Raw genomic sequence first — 16,417 nt, 5'->3', positions numbered from 1 at the left:
GTCGAGGCTGGACAGGGACAGAGGTCCGTAAGGGCGCGCGTCATGCCGCGATAGTAGCGATTTGGCGCTGCAGGCCTAGTGCGACGCTGCGTCAGGTTAGGGCGGGGTCAGGCGAGGGCAGGGTCAGGCGAGTTCGTGGTTAGGGGAGTTTCGGGGTCAGGCCAGTTCGGGCAGGAAGGCCGGGCAGGCCAGCTCCAGCCCTTCGGCATAGATCACCTCATCCTCGTCAAAGCGCAGGGTGAACAGCCGGACCTGGGCATGGGTTTCAAGGCAGACGAATTCGCCATCCGCCAGGCGCGATGCCGGAATTGCAGCCACCGGCACGCCGAAGATCGCCTTGGCCCGCCAGTCGCGGATCAGGATCGGCTGGCCGGTGGACACCAGCAGGTCCTGCTCGGGCCGGTCATGGCCGATGGTCGAAGCGCGGATGCGCACCAGATCGACAACCTTGCGCGCCTGGACCGACACCGAAGTCAGCCGCCGCGCGCCGCTGCGCGTCACGATCCGGTCGCCCGGGGTCAGGTATTCGACGGGCAGGACCCCATCGAGCGTCCGCACCATTGTGCCGGCGATCATTCCGGGCTGCGGGTCACTTCCCGCGCCGCCGGCCGATCTGGAAAACGGAGCTTCGGAGTCCATTCCCACGTTCCTTCTACTGTCCCTGCATCAGTTCTGGTCCGGGTTTGTGTTGGGTATTCGATGCCAGTTCGGTGATTTCGGGGCAGATGTGGCCGCAAATCGGCGGCTGTGTCGCAAATGGGGCAGCGCATTTGCCCCCTCGCGCCCCCGGCGATGCTTTGCTAGAAGGCCAGGGCTGGTCGGCGGGTGTGGCGGAACTGGCAGACGCACCGGATTTAGGTTCCGGCGCCGCAAGGCATGGGGGTTCAAGTCCCTTCACCCGCACCAGCCCCACCCCGTGCGTCCGGCTGGCGATTCCCCCTTACATCGGACGGAAAGCTTTGCTATCAGGCCCGCCAACGCGCGCAGGGTTCCGCTCTGTGCCCGCGGAGTATTGCGCATCCGCGCCCGAATGAACCAGGAAGGACGTCCCCCCATGCAGGTCACCGAGACCCTGAACGAAGGCCTCAAGCGCGGCTACACCATCACGGTGACGGCAGCCGAACTCGACGCGAAGGTCCAGGAAAAGCTTCTGGAAGCGCAGCCCGAGGTCGAGATCAAGGGCTTCCGCAAGGGCAAGGTCCCGCTGGCGATCCTGAAAAAGCAGTTCGGCACCCGGATCATGGGCGACGCGATGCAGGAAGCCATCGACAGCGCGATGAAGGACCATTTCGACAAGTCCGGTGACCGCCCCGCGCTGCAGCCCGAAGTGAAGATGGTCGGCGGAGAGACCTGGAAAGAAGGCCAGGATGTCGTGGTCGAGATGACCTATGACGCGCTGCCCCCGATCCCCGAGGTCGATGCAGGCAAGCTGAAGCTGGACCGCCTGATCGTGAAGGCCGACGACAAGGCCATCGAGGAAGCGCTGACGAACCTGGCAGGTTCGGCCCAATCCTTCGACGACCGCAAGAAGGGCGCCAAGGCCAAGGACGGCGACCAGATCGTGATCGACTTCAAGGGCTCGGTCGACGGTGAGCTGTTCGAGGGCGGCTCGGCCGAGGATTACCCGCTTGTGCTGGGCTCGAAGTCTTTCATCCCCGGCTTCGAGGACCAGCTGGTCGGTGCCAAGGTTGGTGACGAAGTGTCGGTGAACGTCTCGTTCCCGGAAAACTACGGCGCGGCGCACCTCGCCGGCAAAGCTGCGGTTTTTGCCTGCACCGTGAAATCGGTGAAAGAGCCGAAACCGGCCGAAATCGACGATGAGCTGGCCAAGAAGTTCGGCGCGGACGACCTGGCTGCCCTCAAGGCCCAGATCGCCGAGCGTCTGGAAGCCGAATACAAGGGCGCGGCCCGCGCGGTGCTGAAGCGCTCGCTCCTGGATCAGCTGGACGGGATGGTCAAGTTCGACCTGCCCGCGAACCTGGTCGAGGCGGAAGCCAACCAGATCGCGCACCAGCTGTGGCACGAAGAGCACCCCGAAGAGCACGGCCACAACCACGGCACCATCGAGACCACGGATGAGCACAAGAAGCTGGCCGAGCGTCGCGTGCGTCTGGGCCTTCTTCTGGCCGAGATCGGTCGCAAGGCCGAGGTCACCGTGACCGATGCCGAGATGACCCAGGCCGTGCTGGCTGCCGCCCGCCAGTATCCGGGTCAGGAGCGCCAGTTCTTCGAATTCGTGCAGAAGAACCAGCAGATGCAGCAGCAGCTGCGCGCGCCGTTGTTCGAGGACAAGGTCGTCGATCACCTGGTGAGCCTTGCCAAGGTGAGCGACAAGGAAATCTCGAAAGAGAAACTTCAGAAAGCCGTCGAGGCGCTGGACGAAATGTAAGCGGACCTCCAGGTCCGACAGGGAAGATCAGGCCGCGCCTTCGGGTGCGGCCTTTTCGTTTTGCGTCTCGGCCCGGATCACCAAGAGCCCGGCCCCGATCAAGAGGGCGATCCCGGCCCAGGCGAGGGCCGCAGGAAGCTGGGCCCAGAACAGCCAGCCCCACAGCACCCCCCAGATGATGAAGCTGTATTCGAAGGGTGCGACCGAGGACGAGGGCGCAACGCGATAGGCATAGGTCAAGAGCGACAGCCCGATTGAAGCGATCAGTCCGCAGGCCATGAAAAGCAGAAGATCGCCGGCCGGCATCGGTTGCCAGCCCCGCGTCAGGAAAGCAAGCGAAGGGTGACTTGCACCGTCATAGGCTCCGCTGCCGAAGACGACGGCAAGCGCCAGGGCGCTGGCGAGAAATGTCAGGTTGCCCCAGAAGGTCATTGCCCCCGCCGTCTCGGTCCGGCCCAGCACACGGGTCGCAAGCTGGGTCAGCGCATAGCCAAGCGCGCCGAGCACCGGCAGCAGCGCGGCTGGGTCGAAGAGACTGGCGCTGGGATTGAAGATCATCAGCATTCCCAGAAACCCGGCGACCAGCGCCAGCAGGTTGGTCGGGCCGATCCGCTCTTTGAAGACCAGCGCGGCGGCGATCGTGATGAATAGGGGGGCCGTGAAGAACAGCGCGACGGTGTCCGCCATCGGCAGGGCGGCGAGGCCAAGGTAATAGGCGGTGTAAGCGACAAAGTTCAGGACCCCGCGCGCAAGCATCCAGCCCCAGTTGTGGGTTGTGATGGTGGTCAGGCGGCCATCCAGCCAGCGGACGATGATCAGCAGCAGGGGCACGGCGGTCAGGCTGCGGATGATCATCGCCTGATACAGGGGATATTCGCTGGACAGCCGCTTGAGGATCACATCCTGCAAGGAGAAAACCGCAATCCCTACGACGAGGGCCAGGATGCCGCGCGTGGTGGCTGTCATCTGCATGGGGCCACGCTAACCAGGCAGGGACGTCTGGCTATTCTGCCTCCGACAAGTGCTGGTCAACGCGCGGCAAGCTTTGCGGTGGTCTGTGGCATAGGTTTCGGTATTTCGACGCGCTCCAACTGCCAGGGCATCAACGGTCTCATTGCAGCAGCGTTGGACCGATGCGGCGCTTCTGGCCTGCGCGTTTCAGACTTTCGATCCGTCGGTCCCAAACAGAAACCGCGCCCGGTTGCCCAGGCGCGGTTTCCAGAACCCTTGCGGGATAAGGACTTATTCGTCGTTCGCCGCAGCGCCCATTTCGTCGAAAAGCTCGGCGATTTCGAACTCGGCTTCGGCTTCCGCTTCGGCCGCAAGCTCGGCAATCGACTTGCCCGACGCCTGGAGTTCCGCTTCTTCCACCGAACGGGCAACGTTCAGGCGGATCTTCACGGTGACTTCCGGGTGCAGCTGCACCGAGACAGTGTGCAGGCCCAGGTCCTTGATCGGGCGATCCAGGATGATCTGGCCACGGTGGACGGTGAAGCCTGCTTCGGTCGCGGCTTCAGCGGCATCGCGCGGGGTGACCGAGCCATAGAGCGCCCCGGCGTCCGACGCCGAACGGATCACCACGAAGGTCTGGCCATCCAGCTTGCCGCCGACAGCTTCGGCTTCCTTGCGGGTTTCCAGGTTGGTGGCTTCCAGCTGGGCTTTCTTCGCCTCGAACGACTTCACATTGGTGTCGTTCGCGCGCAGCGCCTTGCCCTGCGGCAGCAGGTAGTTGCGGGCATAGCCGTCCTTGACGTTGACGACTTCGCCCATCTGGCCAAGCTTGGCCACGCGTTCCAGAAGGATCACTTGCATGGTCTGGTGCTCCTTATTTCACGGCATAGGGCAGCAGGGCCAGGAAGCGGGCGCGCTTGATGGCCTGGGCCAGTTCACGCTGCTTCTTCGCCGAGACTGCGGTGATGCGGGACGGGACGATCTTGCCGCGCTCGGAGATGTAGCGCTGCAGCAGACGCGTGTCCTTGTAGTCGATCGCCGGAGCGTTGTCGCCCGAGAAGGGGCAGACCTTGCGGCGGCGGAAAAACGGTTTGTTCGCCATTTTGTGTGTCCTTTCTCAGATCAACGACGCGGAGCGCCGAACGACGGGCGGTCGCCACGGTCGCCGCGGTCACCACCGAAGCTGGGGCGTTCGCGACGTTCGCCGCCAAAGCCGCCCCGGTCGCCACGCTCTTCGCGCTCGTCGCGCTTCTGCATCTGGACGGAAACGCCTTCGACATGCTTGTCGACCTTGATGGTCAGGACACGCATCACGTCGTCATGGAGCCGCATCAGGCGTTCCATTTCCTGAACGGCAGCGGCAGGCGCGTCCGACTTCAGGAAGGCATAGTGGCCCTTGCGGTTCTTGTTGATCTTGTAGGCCATCGTCTTGACGCCCCAGTACTCGTTCTCAACGACTTTGCCGCCGTTGTCCGCGAGGACGGTCGAGAAGTGTTCGATAAGGCCTTCGGCTTGCGCGTTGGACAGGTCCTGGCGCGCGATGAAGACATGCTCATACAGAGGCATGCAGACTTCCTTCGTTTCGGGGCGGCTTCATAGGACGGGCAAAGACCCTCTCCGCAGCCCGTCCACGAGAGGCATCGCCGGTTCATGGATAAGCGGAAAGATGCGGCCTTATACAGAAGTGCTCCGCCCGCGCAAGGCCAAAGGGCGGAAAGGCTAACGGGCCGAGGCAGGCAGGCCGAAGAAGCGGTCGAAGGCCCAGGTGAAAAGGTAGGTGTAGAGGAGGAAGACCACGATCAGCCCGCCCTCGTAGACCAGCGCCTGCAGGTAGCCGACCTGCAGCCACCAGGCCATGACCGGGATGCAGATCAGGACGAGGCCGCCCTCGAACAGAAGCGCATGGGCCGTGCGGCGGCGAAGGGAGCGGCCCCGCACCGCCTGCCGCGCCTCCCAGGACTCGAAGACGGTGTTGAAGCCGACGCTCCAGCACAGCGCGATGGTGGCGGTCAGGATCGACAGGGCCAGCGACGACCCGGCACTGGCGTCGGAGACGGTCCAGAGAAAGGCCGAAGCGACCAGCGTCCCCAGCGTCTCGAAGCTGACGGCGTAGACGATCTTGCGGTGGGTGGGGGTCATCCCTTTGCGGGGTCTTTCGGACGGCGCAGTTCGCGCACTTCGCGGACGAAGGTATAATCGTGATACCCAAGCCGTGCCGCCGGATGATAGCGCGTCGGATCAAGCCGACCGTCCACCAGGCAGTCATCGCGGATGTGGATGCCCACCACCTCGCCCAGCATCAGTTTCTCGGGGCCGATCAGGTCCACCAGCTTGACCACGCGACATTCCAGCGTGGCCGGAGCATCCGCCACGCGCGGGCAGTTGATGGCGACACATTCGGCCTTGGCCACCCCGGCAGCCAGGAATTCATCCGTGCCGCGCGGGAAGCGGGCGGAAGTGGCGTTCATCGCCTCCAGCGCCGCTTCGGCGACGATGTTCACCGCGAAGACGCCCGTCTCCAGCGCGTTGACCATGCTGTCGCGGCAGTCGCCCGCGAACATCACTTGTGGCGGGGTGTAGCCCACGGCGTTGAAGAAGGAATAGGGTGCCAGGTTGTCGCCAGTCGCAGCGCGGCTGGAAATCCAGCCGATGGGCCGGGGCGAGACGATGGCCGAAAACGGGCTGTGTGGCAGCCCGTGGCCATCGGCGGGACGGTAGAACATGACGAACCCTGCTTCACAAATTGATCGTGACACTGCGCCATGTTACGGCGCGATTCCAGTGATTTCGGACCAGTGGATTCGGCAAGCATTTCGGGTGGGATCATCAGCGCGTGTACCGGCTTGAGGAAGAGACAGAGGACGACTGGTGGGAGGTGGAAGCCCTTTATGACCTGTGTTTCGCCCCAGGCCGAACTGCGCTTTCGTCGTACCGTCTGCGCGATGGTGTCCCGACTGTTGCCCCGCTGTGCCTGACCCTGCGTGACGACAGCGGTGCGCTGGCCGCAGTCATCCGGTACTGGCCCGCGCTGATCGGCGAGCATGACATCCTGCTCCTTGGCCCGATTGCCGTCCACCCGACCCACCAGGGCGAAGGTCTGGGTGCGCTCTTGATCAACGAAAGCCTGGCCGAGGCGCGGCGGCTGGGCTGGGAGCGGGTGATGCTGGTCGGCGACGCGCCCTATTACAGCCGCTTCGGTTTCCGCAAGCTGGACGGGATCGAGATGCCGCCGCCGACAAACCCCGACCGCATCCTGGGGCTGGAGCTGAAGGCCGGGGCCTGGAACGGCGTGACCGGCATGGTCGCCAAAGCGACCTGAGCCGTCCGTATTCCCATTGCCCCGATTTCCCATTGCGCAGGGGGCAAGCGGCCCCATATCAACGCGATGGACAAGTATCTGCCCACATCCCCCGACCTTCCCGCCCAGGTTGCCGACCTTGCGCGCCGCTACAAACGGGCGAACGGCCCGGTGATGCGCCTGGTGAACCGGCTTGGCGGTTCGTTGGAGAACCAGCTTTCGGCCCTGCCCGGCGGCGTCCGTGGCCAGATCGAGCGACTGACCGCGCAGGCGCTGGAGACGTCCTATGGATTGGCCGCGCGGGCGCCAGACCTGGGCCAGCGCACGCCGATGGTCGCGGCAATGGCGGCGGGCGCGGCAGGTGGTGCGGGCGGGCTGGCCACCTCTCTGGCCGAGCTGCCGATGACGGTGACGCTGTTTCTGAACACGATCCGCAGCGTGGCGCGGGAGGCGGGGCTTGATCCCGACGAGGACTGGGTGCGTGCCGAATGTCTGCAGGTCTTTGCCGCCGGCAGTCCCTTGGCGCAGGACGACGGGGTGAACACCTCTTTCCTCGGCTCGCGCCTGGCGATGTCAGGGTCCGCTGTGCAAAGCCTGATCACCAGTATTGCGCCGAAGCTGGCGGCGGTGCTGGGCCAGAAGCTTGCGGCGCAGGCGGTGCCGATCCTTGGGGCCGTGTCGGGGGCCGCCTTGAACGCCGCTTTCCTCTCTTATTACCGTGAGGTAGCGCGGGTCCGGTTTGAGCTGGTGAAGCTTGGCCAGGTTCACGGGGCCGATGCCGTCGAAGCCGAATTCCGCCTTGCCACCACGCCGCCGAAGGTGATCCGGGCCTGATCCGGTTGCGATCCGCCCCGCCCCTTGGGTAAATGCCATTGAGCAGGGGAGGGCGGAATGAGCACCGACGTAATCGCAAAGCTGAAGCAGATGGCAGCGGACCCGGCCCGGGTCTGGCTGGTCGGTGGTCTGACTTATGGCGAACTCCTGGCCGAGACCGGGAGGCTGGCGAATACACTCGTCGCACTGGGCCTGGAAAAAGGCGACCGTCTGCTTGTGCAAGTCGAGAAATGCGAGGCGGTGTTGTCCGTGTATCTCGCCTGCCTGCGGACGGGAGTGATCTTCCTCCCGGTCAACCCAGGCTACACCGTGGCCGAGACCGAGCATTTCCTGCACGACGCCGAACCCGCGCTGGCCGTGACTGATCCGGGCCGGGTGAACGGGCTGCGTGCGCTTGGTGCACGGGTGATCGACCTGCCCGGACTGCTGGCGCTGTCCGAGAGGCAGGGTGCCGACTTCTCCGATCCCGCCCAAGGGCCGGACGATCTGGCGGCGATCCTTTATACCTCGGGGACCACGGGGCGATCGAAGGGCGTAATGCTGACGCGTGAAAACCTTGCGTCGAATGCCGAAGCGCTGGTCGGGCTTTGGCGGTTCACCGACCGCGACGTCCTGCTGCACGTGCTGCCGGTTTTCCACACGCACGGGCTTTTTGTGGCGACGAACTGCGTCCTTTATTCCGGCGCGTCGATGATCTTCCAGCGCGCGTTCCAGCCTGCCGCCGTGCTGGCAGCCCTGCCGCAGGCGACGGTGATGATGGGCGTGCCCACATTCTACACCCGGCTTCTGGCCGACCCTGGAGAGATGGGCGCCGCCACCGCGCACATGCGCCTCTTCATCTCTGGCTCGGCCCCCCTGTCGCCCGCGACCCATGCCGAATGGCAGGACCGCACCGGCCACGCGATCCTGGAACGCTACGGGATGACCGAGACCAACATGATCACCTCGAACCCCTACGACGGCGCGCGCCGTGCGGGCACCGTAGGGATGCCGCTGCCTGGGGTTGAGGTGCGGATCACCGGCCCGGACGGTAAGGCCCTGCCGCAGGGCGAGGCGGGGGCAATCGAAGTGCGCGGTCCGAACGTCTTCCAGGGCTACTGGCGGCTGCCTGAAAAGACCGCCGAGGAATTCCGCGACGGCTGGTTCATCACCGGCGACATGGGCGCGGTGGATGCGCGGGGCTACCTGTCGATCCTGGGGCGGGCCAAGGACCTGGTGATCTCGGGCGGGCTGAATGTCTATCCGGCCGAGGTCGAGGCGGCTTTGGATGATCTGCCGGGAGTTGCAGCCTCGGCCGTGATCGGGGTCCCGCATCCCGACTTTGGCGAAGCGGTGGTGGCCTGCCTGGTCCCCGACCCGGGGGAGATCCTGTCCGAAACCACGATCCGCGCCGCGCTTCGTGACCGGCTGGCGGCGTTCAAGCTGCCGAAGCGGGTTTTGATTCTGGACGACCTTCCGCGCAACGCGATGGGAAAGGTCCAGAAGGCCGAGCTTCGGCGTATATACCAAGCGTTGTTTGTCGACCTCTAAGCCCCTTTGGGACCCTGAAGGCAGGTTGCCGCTTATACCTTGGGTTTAAATGGCCTGTTTAAACCCTGGGTAACTGGCCAACGCCATTTTCCTGCCGCACTCCAGAGGAACCTGATGGGGCAGAAGACCCCGGATCGGGACAGATGTGGGACACCTCCTAGCAGAAGGAAAAGAAACATGAGCGAACCGAAGGACAGCCTATTCTCCCGCCGCAAGGCCCTTGGCCGGATCGGCGCCCTGGCACTGGCGGCCTATGCGGCGCCCGCGATGACCACCGTCAGCATGGCCCAGGCCAGCGGGTCGAGCGGCTCGAGTGGGTCGAGCGGCTCCAGCAGCCCCAGCCCGACGTCTGCGCCGAGCAAGACCAGCTCGTCGTCTTCGTCTTCGTCGAGCACGTCGCCCAGCGTCTGCTCGGGCCCGACCGACGATGACGCCGGCTGCGCAACCACCAGCCCGTAATTGCTGAACCATCCCCTTCGGCCGGGTTTTCTGGGTCGAAGGGGAAAGCTCAGGTGTGATGGTGAAGCGGGATATTTTCTTCCAGGGCGTCACCGCGCCTTTGCGCCTTGACGGGGCCGGGGCGATCCTGCCGATTGTGGCCGAGATCGCTGCGGCCTGGCCGTACCGGCTGGTGGACGCCGACCTTCTGGCGGACCCTTTCTTCACGATCAGGGGGGACCTCGGGCAAGGCAAGCTGCTTTGTGAAAGCCATGTCGAAGACCGCCCGGCGCAGCTTTGGGATCCGGTGAACGCGGTCTGCGATGCAATGGCAAGCCTTGCAGTCGCACTGCCACTGTCGGACCCGCATCTGATCTGCCTGCACGCGGCCGGGGTCGAGATGGCGGGGCAACTGGTCGTTTTCCCCAACCTCCGGCGCGCCGGGAAAAGCACGCTTTCGGTTGCTCTGGCCAGGGCGGGTCACCCCATTTTCAGCGACGATGTGGTGCCGCTGTCCTTCCCCTCGGGCGGGGTGGCGGTCGGTCATGCGATGGGGATCGCTCCACGCCTGCGCCTGCCGCTGCCCGACACCCTTCCCGCCGATTTCCGCTCCTGGGCCGAGGCGATGCCGGGACCGCGAAACCGGCAGTACCACTACCTTCCGCTTCCCGGGCAGCCCGCGCATGGCACGCGACTGCCGGTGGGGGCCTTCGTGCTTCTGGACCGGCGCGACGCCCCGACCGCCGCGCGCCTGACCGCGGTGCCGCCCGATGTGGCGATGGATGCGCTGCTCCATCAGAACTTCACCCGCGACCGGCACTCTGGGGCGGTGCTGGAGGTGGTCGCGGCCACTCTCGCGGCGGCCCCGGTCTGGCAGCTGACCTACACGGATCTGGACGAGGCGGTGAAATGTCTGGAAGCGGGGTTCGCGGGTCAGGCTGCTGCCATGCTGCCCGGCGGGCAGGAGTGGCGGTTCGGACCCGCGGTGATGGAGTACAGGCCCGGCCCGGTGGGGACGATGCTTTCCCAGCGGGAGGGCTGCGTGGAGCGGTGGATCGGCGACGTGCTCTACCTGGCCGATCCAGAGGGGCGGGCGATCCAGCGGATGGACCCGCTGGCTGCGGCGATCTGGGGGATGCTGGAGGAACCGGTACCCCCGGAAGAGTTGGAAGAGGCCCTGGTCGAAGCCTTCCCGGACACCCCTCGGGTGCAGATCTCGGCGGATATTTTCGCGCTGCTTGCCGGGCTGGTGGAGGCGGGTCTGCTGGGTTAGGTGGAGGCCGGTCCACAGGAAGTGTCCACGGTGGACAATCTATGGCTGTCAAACGAAATCAATTACTTGGTCGCGGACGTTAAGGATTTGGCAAGGTTGTCCCGAAAGCCGGATCGGGCGCTGCGGATATGGGAAACTGGGCCGGGCGGACCGGCGGCGCAGGCGCGGCCGGGCCTTCGCAGGTGTCGCGTGCAAGGAAGGTCGCAAGGCTGGTGGCTTCGGTTTCCACGAAGATTTCGGCGGTTGGCGCCAGGTCGACGATCCGGTCCATGCGAAAAGTCCGGTAATCGGCGCGAAGCTCGCACCAGGCGGTGAACATCCAGCCTTCGGGGAAGCTCCAGATCGCAAGCGGGCGGACCCGACGGTCCGAGCCGCGGTCGCTGCCATCGCGGTAGGTCAGCTGCACGACCCGCCGCTTGCGGATCGCCTCGCGCAAGGCTCGGGCCTGCGGCGGCATCCGGGCGTGCAGGCTGAAGTAGGGGGCGTCGGCCAAACTCCGGTCCTCGGGGCGGGGCATCCCGGCCTGCAGCTTTGCCCGCGCCTCGCGCGCGGCATGGGCAAGCACCGGATCGCCGGCCCGTTCGGCATAGGCAAGTCCAAGCGCCAGCGCCTCGACCTGGTCATGGGTGAAGGCGACGGGCGCAAGGTCGAAGCCGGGACGGAGCAGGTAGCCGATCCCGGCTTCGCCTTCGATCGGCAGGCCCGAGGCCTGAAGATGCGCGATGTCGCGGTAGATCGTGCGAGTGCTGACTTCCAGCCTGCGCGCCATATCCTCGGCCCGGGCAAGCCCGTGGTCGCGCAGGTCCTGCACCAGCCTGAACAGTCTTTCGGCGCGGCGAATCTGAAAGGTCCTTTCAAGGGTGTCCCGGCCGCAAGACTAGCACGGCCGGGAAGCGCGGTCAGTCGGCGGCGGTGGCTTCAAGTTCGACCAAGAGCGTCGGCAGGGCAAGTCGAGTGACGCCAAGAAGCGTCATCGGCGGGGCCACGCCCAAAGGCCCGAACCGCAGGCCCAGAAGATCGAAGTTCCGCATCGCCGTGTCGACGTCCGTGGCATAGACGGTCAGCCGGACGATGTTGGCAAGAGACATTCCCGCCGCTTCCACCACGGTCTGCAGATTGTCGAGCGCCAGTGCCAACTGCCCGCGCATGTCGCCCGGATGCTGCGGCGCGCCTGTGGCGTCGACGGCGGTCTGCCCGGCGCAGATCAGCTGCCGGGTCTGGCCGGTGACGATCTCGGCCTGGTTGTAGCCAAGGGGCAGGGACCAGGGCCAGGGATTGACGGGGGTGCGGTGCATGAAACTGTCCTTTCCGGTTTCGAGTACCGGAAGGAAAGCACGGCTCTCCTGACAGCGTGGTGTCAGGAGACTTGGTCATCAGGCGGTCTCTTGTGTCGCGAGCCAGTCCATCAGCAGCGGGCGGGCGCTTTCTGCCCCGTCCTGGCGCGCACGGTCGATCACGGCGCGGGCCGCGGCCAGGTTGATCCGCCGGAGGAGAGCCTTGACCGGGCCCACCGAGGCGGGGCGCATCGACAGGCTGCGGAAGCCGATGGCGGCAAGCGCCAGCGCCTCGATCGGACGACCGGCATCCTCGCCGCAGAACGACAGGGGGGTGCCGGTTTCGGCGCAGCGGGCGATGATCTGTTCGAGAAAAGCCAGGAAGGACAGGTTCAGCGTGTCGTAGCGGCGGCGCACCAGTTCATTCTCGCGGTCGGCGGCGAAGAAGAACTGCTTGAGGTCATTGCCGCCGACGCTGATGAAATCGGTCAGTTCGAAAAAGCTTTTCGGCGCGAAGGCAAGCGATGGCGTTTCCATCATCGCGCCGATCTCGATCCGGTCGGGGACCGGGTGGCCAAGCGACTTTTCGCGGTGCAGTTCGCGCAGGACATGGGCGCGGGCGGCCTGGAATTCGCTGTGTTCGGTTATCAGCGGGAACATGATCGTCAGCGGGCGTCCGGCGGCGGCGCGGATCAGGGCCTGGACCTGCATCCGCAAGACGCCGGGCTTGTCCAGGCCGACGCGGACCGCGCGCCAGCCCATTGCCGGGTTCGGTTCCTCGGGCGGCTTCATGTAGGGCAGGACCTTGTCCGATCCGATGTCGAGCGTGCGGAAGGCCACGCGCTTGCCCTTGGCCGCGTCCATCACGCGGGCATAGAGCCGGGCAAGTTCGGCCCGCTGCGGCATCTTCGAGCGGATGAGGAATTGCAGTTCGGTGCGGAAGAGGCCGACGCCGTCCGCACCCGAACCGTCCAGGCTGGGCAGGTCGGCCATCAGGCCTGCATTCATGTGCAGCGAAATGGTGGTGCCGCAGGTCGTGGTGGCGGGCAGGTTGCGCAAGCTGGCGTAGCGCTTCTGCGCTTCGGCCTGCATGGCGATCTTGTCGCGGAAGGCGCGGGCGACGGTTTCCTCGGGGCGCAGGTGGACGATGCCCTGGTCGCCGTCGACAAGGATATGGTCGCCGTTCAGCGCCTCGGCCACCAGGCGCTGGGCGTTGATGACCAGGGGAATGGCCAGGGCGCGGGCGACGATGGCGGCGTGGCTGCCGACCGAGCCTTCTTCCAGCACGACGCCCTTCAGCTTGCGCCCGTATTCCAGCAGCTCGGCCGGGCCGATGTTGCGGGCGACGAGGACCGGATTGTCGGGCATCTCGGCCCCGGTATCCTTGCCCTGGCCGGTGAGGATGCGCAGCAGGCGGTTCGACAGGTCGTCCAGGTCCTGCAGCCGTTCGCGCAAGTACTGGTCGGGGACCTGTTCCATCCGGGCGCGGGCGGCGGATTGTTCCTTTTCCACCGCCGCCTCGGCGGACAGGCCGCGCATGATGTCTTCCTCCATCCGGCGCAGCCAGCCGCGGGAATGGGCGAACATGCGGTAGGCTTCCAGGACCTGCTTCTGGTCCTTGTCCAGTTGCTGCGCCTCCAGCAGGTCGTCGATGGACACGCGCAACTCGCCCACGGCGGCCTTGATGCGGTCGATCTCGGTCAAGGGGTCGTCGGCGACGGGGTTGGTCACGACAACTCGGGGTTCGTGAAGCCAGACCCGGCCCTCGGCGGCACCCTCTTGCCCCGAGGTGGCGCGGAACATCACCGGCTGCTTGTGCAGCGCGCGCATCCCGCCCTGGTCACTGGTGAAGGCGCCAAGTTCGGTCATCTCGGCCAGAACCATCGCGACGACGTCAAGGGCGTAGATCTCGTCCTCGTTGAACTGGCGGGCGGTCCTGGACTGGACGACAAGGACGCCAAGCTTTTCGCCGACGCGCTGGATCGGGACGCCGAGGAAGGAGGAGAACAGCTCTTCCCCCGTCTCGGGCATGTAGCGGAAGCCCTTTTCGGAAGGCGCGTCGGCGGTGTTGACGGGTTGTCCGAAGCGGGCCACGCGGCCAACCAGACCTTCGCCCAGCTTCATCCGGGTCTGGTGGACGGCTTCCTTCTTCAGGCCCTCGGTCGCGCAAAGTTCAAGCGTCTCGGGGTCACGGAAGAGGTAGATCGAGCAGACCTCGGTGCCCATGCTGTCGGCGATCAGATGGGTGATGCGGTCAAGCCGGTCCTGGCCTTCGCCCGGGACGGAAAGCACGTCGCGCAGGCGGCGCAGAAGCTTGCGGCTTTCGCTTTCTGTGCGTTCGGGCATGAGGAGGGTCCTTCCGGGGTCTTCCCCTTTCTATAGGGGCCGTTTCGGCGGATGGAAACGGAATTGCGGCGGATTGTGCGTGCCTTGGGCAGGCTGCCTGCGGATTGGGCAGAGGGAACTGAACCGGGGCCGCGCGCTTGACTGTGTGGGTCTGGTCAGGAGCGAGTGATGATCGAGGCGGATGTGGCTGTGGTCGGCGGCAGTTTTGCGGGGGTGTCTGCGGCGATCATGCTGGCGCGGGCGCGGCGTCGGGTGGTGATCATCGACGAGGGCCGGACGCGGAACCGCTATGCCCATGCCTCGCACGGGTTTCTGGGGATGGACGGGGCGGCGCCGGAAGCGATCCGGGAAAAGGGCTTGGCCGAGGTGCTCGCCTATCCGACGGGGCAGCATCTGAAGGGGCGAGTCACGGCGATCCGGGGGCAGGTGGGGGCCTTCGTGCTGGAGGGACCGGAGGAGGTCCGCGTGGCGCGGGTGATCCTGGCCTTCGGGCAGCGCGACAGGCTGCCGGACATCCCCGGACTGGCGGAGTGCTGGGGCAAGACGGTCGCGCAGTGCCCCTATTGCCACGGCTATGAACTGGCGGACCGGACAACGGGGCTTCTGGCCTGGGAGGCGATCCCGATGCATCATTCGGTGCACCTGCGGGACTGGACCGATGATCTGATCCTGCTGGAGAACGGCGTCGAGGTGACGACGGACGACGCGGAGCGGCTGGACCGACCGGGCCTGCGGCGGCAGGCGGGCCGGGTGGTGCGGGTGCATCACTCGGAGGGGGCAATCGAGGCGGTGGAACTGGAGGGGGGTGAGCGCGTGGAGATGCGGGCGTTGTACCTGGTGACCTGGCAGGAGCCGGCCTCGCCCTTGGCCAAGGCCCTTGGCTGCGAGATCGTGGAGACGCCGATGGGGCGGCATCTGATGGTGGACGACCACCAGCGGACCACGGTGCCGGGGGTCTTCGCGGCTGGGGACCTCGCGCGGCCGTTTCCGTCAGCCACGCAAGCGGCGTCGACGGGGAATCGGGCGGGGGCGGCCTGTCATCAGGACCTGCTGGGGATATTGGAGTGAGGGGGTAGGGTGGGCGATATCGCCCCCTACGGCAGGTTCAGCTTGCAGGACCCGTTGGCGGGGAGGGAAGCGCCCGGCAGGAGTATGCCCGGCTTCGCTTCGGGCCAGCCTGCGGCAGGAGGCACCAGCGACGGTCAGCGTCGGGCGGTGAAGATGATCGCCCGCATCGTGCTGTCGATGCGTCCGGGCCCGAACCGTTCGGCAAGGAAGGCGGTCATCGCCTCGGCCGCGCCGGCAATGCCATTTGGGTCGCGGGCCTCGATCTCGCCCCGCACGGGGGAACCGTGGCATTGGCCGTTGGCGGCGTCCCTGGGCGATGGACAGGAATTTGCAAAGCTCACTATGTCTGCTTCGACGCTGGCAAAACCGGCCTCGGCGAGTTGCTGGCGGGTGACGTCGATGTCCGAGTGACCGTAAGGGGTGCGACGCAGGAACAAAGGCGGGTCGTCTGGAAAACGATCAGCCAATGCGTCCGACATGGCCAGGGCGATCGGGTTCGCGTCGATGTGGTCCCAGACGCTGAACAGATAATGGCCGCCGGGTTTCAGCACCCTGAACGCCTCTTGGAAGCCCGTCAGTTGCGAGGGAAAGAACATGACGCCGAATTGACAGACCACACAGTCGAACGAGGCGTCGTCGAACGGCAGTTTGGTCCCATCGCAGGCCTGCCATGTGATCTGGCGCGGTGCGGGCTTTGTGGCAGCGAAATCGATCATCGCCTGGTTCAGGTCTGTCGCGGTGATCTGCGTGGAAAGCGGCAGGCTGTCGGCCAGTCGCAGAGTAACGATTCCGGTGCCTGCCGCAGTTTCAAGAACCGCCTCCGGCCCAACCGCGACGACACGTTTCGCCATGTCGGAGGCGTAAGGAGCAAACAGCATCGGCCCCAGAACCCGGTCGTAGTTGACCGGGATCGAACCCGTAAACGCGCTGTCCTGGTGTGCCATTGGGTTGCCTTCCATGATCAGGATGGCAGAATGGTCCCCCAGACGGAGTGCCGCAGGTCAGCGCTTGGGAGG

The 16,417-nt window shown here is 65.7% G+C and carries 18 protein-coding genes and 1 tRNA gene; 7 read left to right on the top strand and 12 right to left on the bottom strand.

Features of this window, described 5'->3' with window-relative positions:
* Positions 1–156 precede the first annotated feature (156 nt).
* Positions 157–576, bottom strand: a complete 420-nt coding sequence (locus Q8M85_RS17685) for a Hint domain-containing protein (RefSeq protein WP_305547028.1) — start codon at positions 574–576, stop codon at positions 157–159.
* 245 nt (positions 577–821) lie between these two features.
* Between Q8M85_RS17685 and Q8M85_RS17680 the strand changes: the two genes are divergently transcribed.
* Both Q8M85_RS17680 and tig read left to right on the top strand, forming a co-directional pair.
* Positions 822–906, top strand: a tRNA-Leu gene (locus tag Q8M85_RS17680).
* 148 nt (positions 907–1,054) lie between these two features.
* Positions 1,055–2,389, top strand: coding sequence for a trigger factor (gene tig / locus Q8M85_RS17675; RefSeq protein WP_305547027.1), 1,335 nt, complete (start codon positions 1,055–1,057; stop codon positions 2,387–2,389).
* Between the two features lie 27 nt (positions 2,390–2,416).
* Here the strand turns inward: tig and Q8M85_RS17670 are convergent, their stop codons facing one another.
* The 6 genes from Q8M85_RS17670 to Q8M85_RS17645 all read right to left on the bottom strand — a co-directional run bounded on the left by Q8M85_RS17670 (position 2,417) and on the right by Q8M85_RS17645 (position 6,063).
* On the bottom strand, positions 2,417–3,361 hold the full coding sequence (locus Q8M85_RS17670) for a DMT family transporter (RefSeq protein ID WP_305547026.1): 945 nt from the start codon (positions 3,359–3,361) through the stop codon (positions 2,417–2,419).
* Positions 3,362–3,631: 270 nt separating this feature from the next.
* Positions 3,632–4,201 carry a 50S ribosomal protein L9 gene (gene rplI / locus Q8M85_RS17665; protein WP_305547025.1) on the bottom strand — a complete coding sequence of 190 codons (570 nt, stop codon included), beginning with the start codon at positions 4,199–4,201 and terminating at the stop codon, positions 3,632–3,634.
* Between the two features lie 13 nt (positions 4,202–4,214).
* Positions 4,215–4,442 carry a 30S ribosomal protein S18 gene (gene rpsR, locus Q8M85_RS17660; protein WP_103256213.1) on the bottom strand — a complete coding sequence of 76 codons (228 nt, stop codon included), beginning with the start codon at positions 4,440–4,442 and terminating at the stop codon, positions 4,215–4,217.
* 20 nt (positions 4,443–4,462) lie between these two features.
* Positions 4,463–4,906 (bottom strand): 30S ribosomal protein S6, encoded by a 444-nt coding sequence (rpsF, locus tag Q8M85_RS17655; protein WP_305547020.1) that lies wholly within the window; start codon positions 4,904–4,906, stop codon positions 4,463–4,465.
* A gap of 153 nt (positions 4,907–5,059) precedes the next feature.
* Positions 5,060–5,479 carry a PACE efflux transporter gene (locus Q8M85_RS17650; protein ID WP_305547018.1) on the bottom strand — a complete coding sequence of 140 codons (420 nt, stop codon included), beginning with the start codon at positions 5,477–5,479 and terminating at the stop codon, positions 5,060–5,062.
* Positions 5,476–6,063 (bottom strand): flavin reductase family protein, encoded by a 588-nt coding sequence (locus tag Q8M85_RS17645; RefSeq protein WP_305547016.1) that lies wholly within the window; start codon positions 6,061–6,063, stop codon positions 5,476–5,478. Before Q8M85_RS17645 ends, Q8M85_RS17650 begins: the two co-directional genes overlap by 4 nt.
* A 110-nt stretch (positions 6,064–6,173) precedes the next feature.
* Between Q8M85_RS17645 and Q8M85_RS17640 the strand changes: the two genes are divergently transcribed.
* The 3 genes from Q8M85_RS17640 (at position 6,174) to Q8M85_RS17630 (ending at position 9,002) form a co-directional block, all read left to right on the top strand.
* Positions 6,174–6,659 (top strand): GNAT family N-acetyltransferase, encoded by a 486-nt coding sequence (locus Q8M85_RS17640; RefSeq protein WP_305547015.1) that lies wholly within the window; start codon positions 6,174–6,176, stop codon positions 6,657–6,659.
* A gap of 66 nt (positions 6,660–6,725) precedes the next feature.
* Positions 6,726–7,472 (top strand): EcsC family protein, encoded by a 747-nt coding sequence (locus Q8M85_RS17635; protein WP_305547013.1) that lies wholly within the window; start codon positions 6,726–6,728, stop codon positions 7,470–7,472.
* Between the two features lie 57 nt (positions 7,473–7,529).
* Complete coding sequence (locus Q8M85_RS17630) at positions 7,530–9,002, top strand: AMP-binding protein (protein WP_305547011.1); 1,473 nt, start codon at positions 7,530–7,532, stop codon at positions 9,000–9,002.
* A gap of 251 nt (positions 9,003–9,253) precedes the next feature.
* Here Q8M85_RS17630 and Q8M85_RS17625 read toward each other — a convergent pair whose 3' ends face one another.
* Positions 9,254–9,397, bottom strand: coding sequence for a hypothetical protein (locus tag Q8M85_RS17625; protein WP_305547009.1), 144 nt, complete (start codon positions 9,395–9,397; stop codon positions 9,254–9,256).
* 125 nt (positions 9,398–9,522) lie between these two features.
* Between Q8M85_RS17625 and Q8M85_RS17620 the strand changes: the two genes are divergently transcribed.
* Positions 9,523–10,713 (top strand): PqqD family peptide modification chaperone, encoded by a 1,191-nt coding sequence (locus tag Q8M85_RS17620; protein ID WP_305547007.1) that lies wholly within the window; start codon positions 9,523–9,525, stop codon positions 10,711–10,713.
* 79 nt (positions 10,714–10,792) lie between these two features.
* Here Q8M85_RS17620 and Q8M85_RS17615 read toward each other — a convergent pair whose 3' ends face one another.
* From Q8M85_RS17615 to ptsP, 3 genes are all read right to left on the bottom strand, one after another.
* Positions 10,793–11,527 (bottom strand): YafY family protein, encoded by a 735-nt coding sequence (locus Q8M85_RS17615; protein WP_305547128.1) that lies wholly within the window; start codon positions 11,525–11,527, stop codon positions 10,793–10,795.
* Positions 11,528–11,612: 85 nt separating this feature from the next.
* Positions 11,613–12,008, bottom strand: a complete 396-nt coding sequence (locus Q8M85_RS17610; RefSeq protein WP_305547005.1) for a RidA family protein — start codon at positions 12,006–12,008, stop codon at positions 11,613–11,615.
* A gap of 78 nt (positions 12,009–12,086) precedes the next feature.
* Positions 12,087–14,333, bottom strand: coding sequence for a phosphoenolpyruvate--protein phosphotransferase (gene ptsP, locus Q8M85_RS17605; RefSeq protein ID WP_305547003.1), 2,247 nt, complete (start codon positions 14,331–14,333; stop codon positions 12,087–12,089).
* Positions 14,334–14,501: 168 nt separating this feature from the next.
* On the opposite strand from ptsP, the gene Q8M85_RS17600 reads away from it, so the two are divergent.
* Positions 14,502–15,401 carry an NAD(P)/FAD-dependent oxidoreductase gene (locus Q8M85_RS17600; RefSeq protein ID WP_305547001.1) on the top strand — a complete coding sequence of 300 codons (900 nt, stop codon included), beginning with the start codon at positions 14,502–14,504 and terminating at the stop codon, positions 15,399–15,401.
* A gap of 134 nt (positions 15,402–15,535) precedes the next feature.
* Here the strand turns inward: Q8M85_RS17600 and Q8M85_RS17595 are convergent, their stop codons facing one another.
* Positions 15,536–16,345, bottom strand: a complete 810-nt coding sequence (locus tag Q8M85_RS17595; protein WP_305546999.1) for a class I SAM-dependent methyltransferase — start codon at positions 16,343–16,345, stop codon at positions 15,536–15,538.
* Positions 16,346–16,417 lie beyond the last annotated feature (72 nt).

The sequence above is a fragment of the Tabrizicola sp. genome, assembly GCF_030694085.1.
Lineage (GTDB): Bacteria > Pseudomonadota > Alphaproteobacteria > Rhodobacterales > Rhodobacteraceae > Tabrizicola.
This window is presented reverse-complemented; position numbering and strand designations above follow the sequence as displayed.

Coding starts and splice junctions, on each gene's coding strand:
- rpsR (WP_103256213.1), bottom strand. CDS start 4,442: ATGGCGAACAAACCGTTTTTCCGCCGCCGCAAGGTCTGCCCCTTCTCG.
- Q8M85_RS17595 (WP_305546999.1), bottom strand. CDS start 16,345: ATGGCACACCAGGACAGCGCGTTTACGGGTTCGATCCCGGTCAACTAC.
- ptsP (WP_305547003.1), bottom strand. CDS start 14,333: ATGCCCGAACGCACAGAAAGCGAAAGCCGCAAGCTTCTGCGCCGCCTG.
- rplI (WP_305547025.1), bottom strand. CDS start 4,201: ATGCAAGTGATCCTTCTGGAACGCGTGGCCAAGCTTGGCCAGATGGGC.
- tig (WP_305547027.1), top strand. CDS start 1,055: ATGCAGGTCACCGAGACCCTGAACGAAGGCCTCAAGCGCGGCTACACC.
- rpsF (WP_305547020.1), bottom strand. CDS start 4,906: ATGCCTCTGTATGAGCATGTCTTCATCGCGCGCCAGGACCTGTCCAAC.
- Q8M85_RS17645 (WP_305547016.1), bottom strand. CDS start 6,063: ATGTTCTACCGTCCCGCCGATGGCCACGGGCTGCCACACAGCCCGTTT.
- Q8M85_RS17685 (WP_305547028.1), bottom strand. CDS start 576: ATGATCGCCGGCACAATGGTGCGGACGCTCGATGGGGTCCTGCCCGTC.
- Q8M85_RS17630 (WP_305547011.1), top strand. CDS start 7,530: ATGAGCACCGACGTAATCGCAAAGCTGAAGCAGATGGCAGCGGACCCG.
- Q8M85_RS17670 (WP_305547026.1), bottom strand. CDS start 3,361: ATGCAGATGACAGCCACCACGCGCGGCATCCTGGCCCTCGTCGTAGGG.
- Q8M85_RS17635 (WP_305547013.1), top strand. CDS start 6,726: ATGGACAAGTATCTGCCCACATCCCCCGACCTTCCCGCCCAGGTTGCC.
- Q8M85_RS17610 (WP_305547005.1), bottom strand. CDS start 12,008: ATGCACCGCACCCCCGTCAATCCCTGGCCCTGGTCCCTGCCCCTTGGC.
- Q8M85_RS17650 (WP_305547018.1), bottom strand. CDS start 5,479: ATGACCCCCACCCACCGCAAGATCGTCTACGCCGTCAGCTTCGAGACG.
- Q8M85_RS17600 (WP_305547001.1), top strand. CDS start 14,502: ATGATCGAGGCGGATGTGGCTGTGGTCGGCGGCAGTTTTGCGGGGGTG.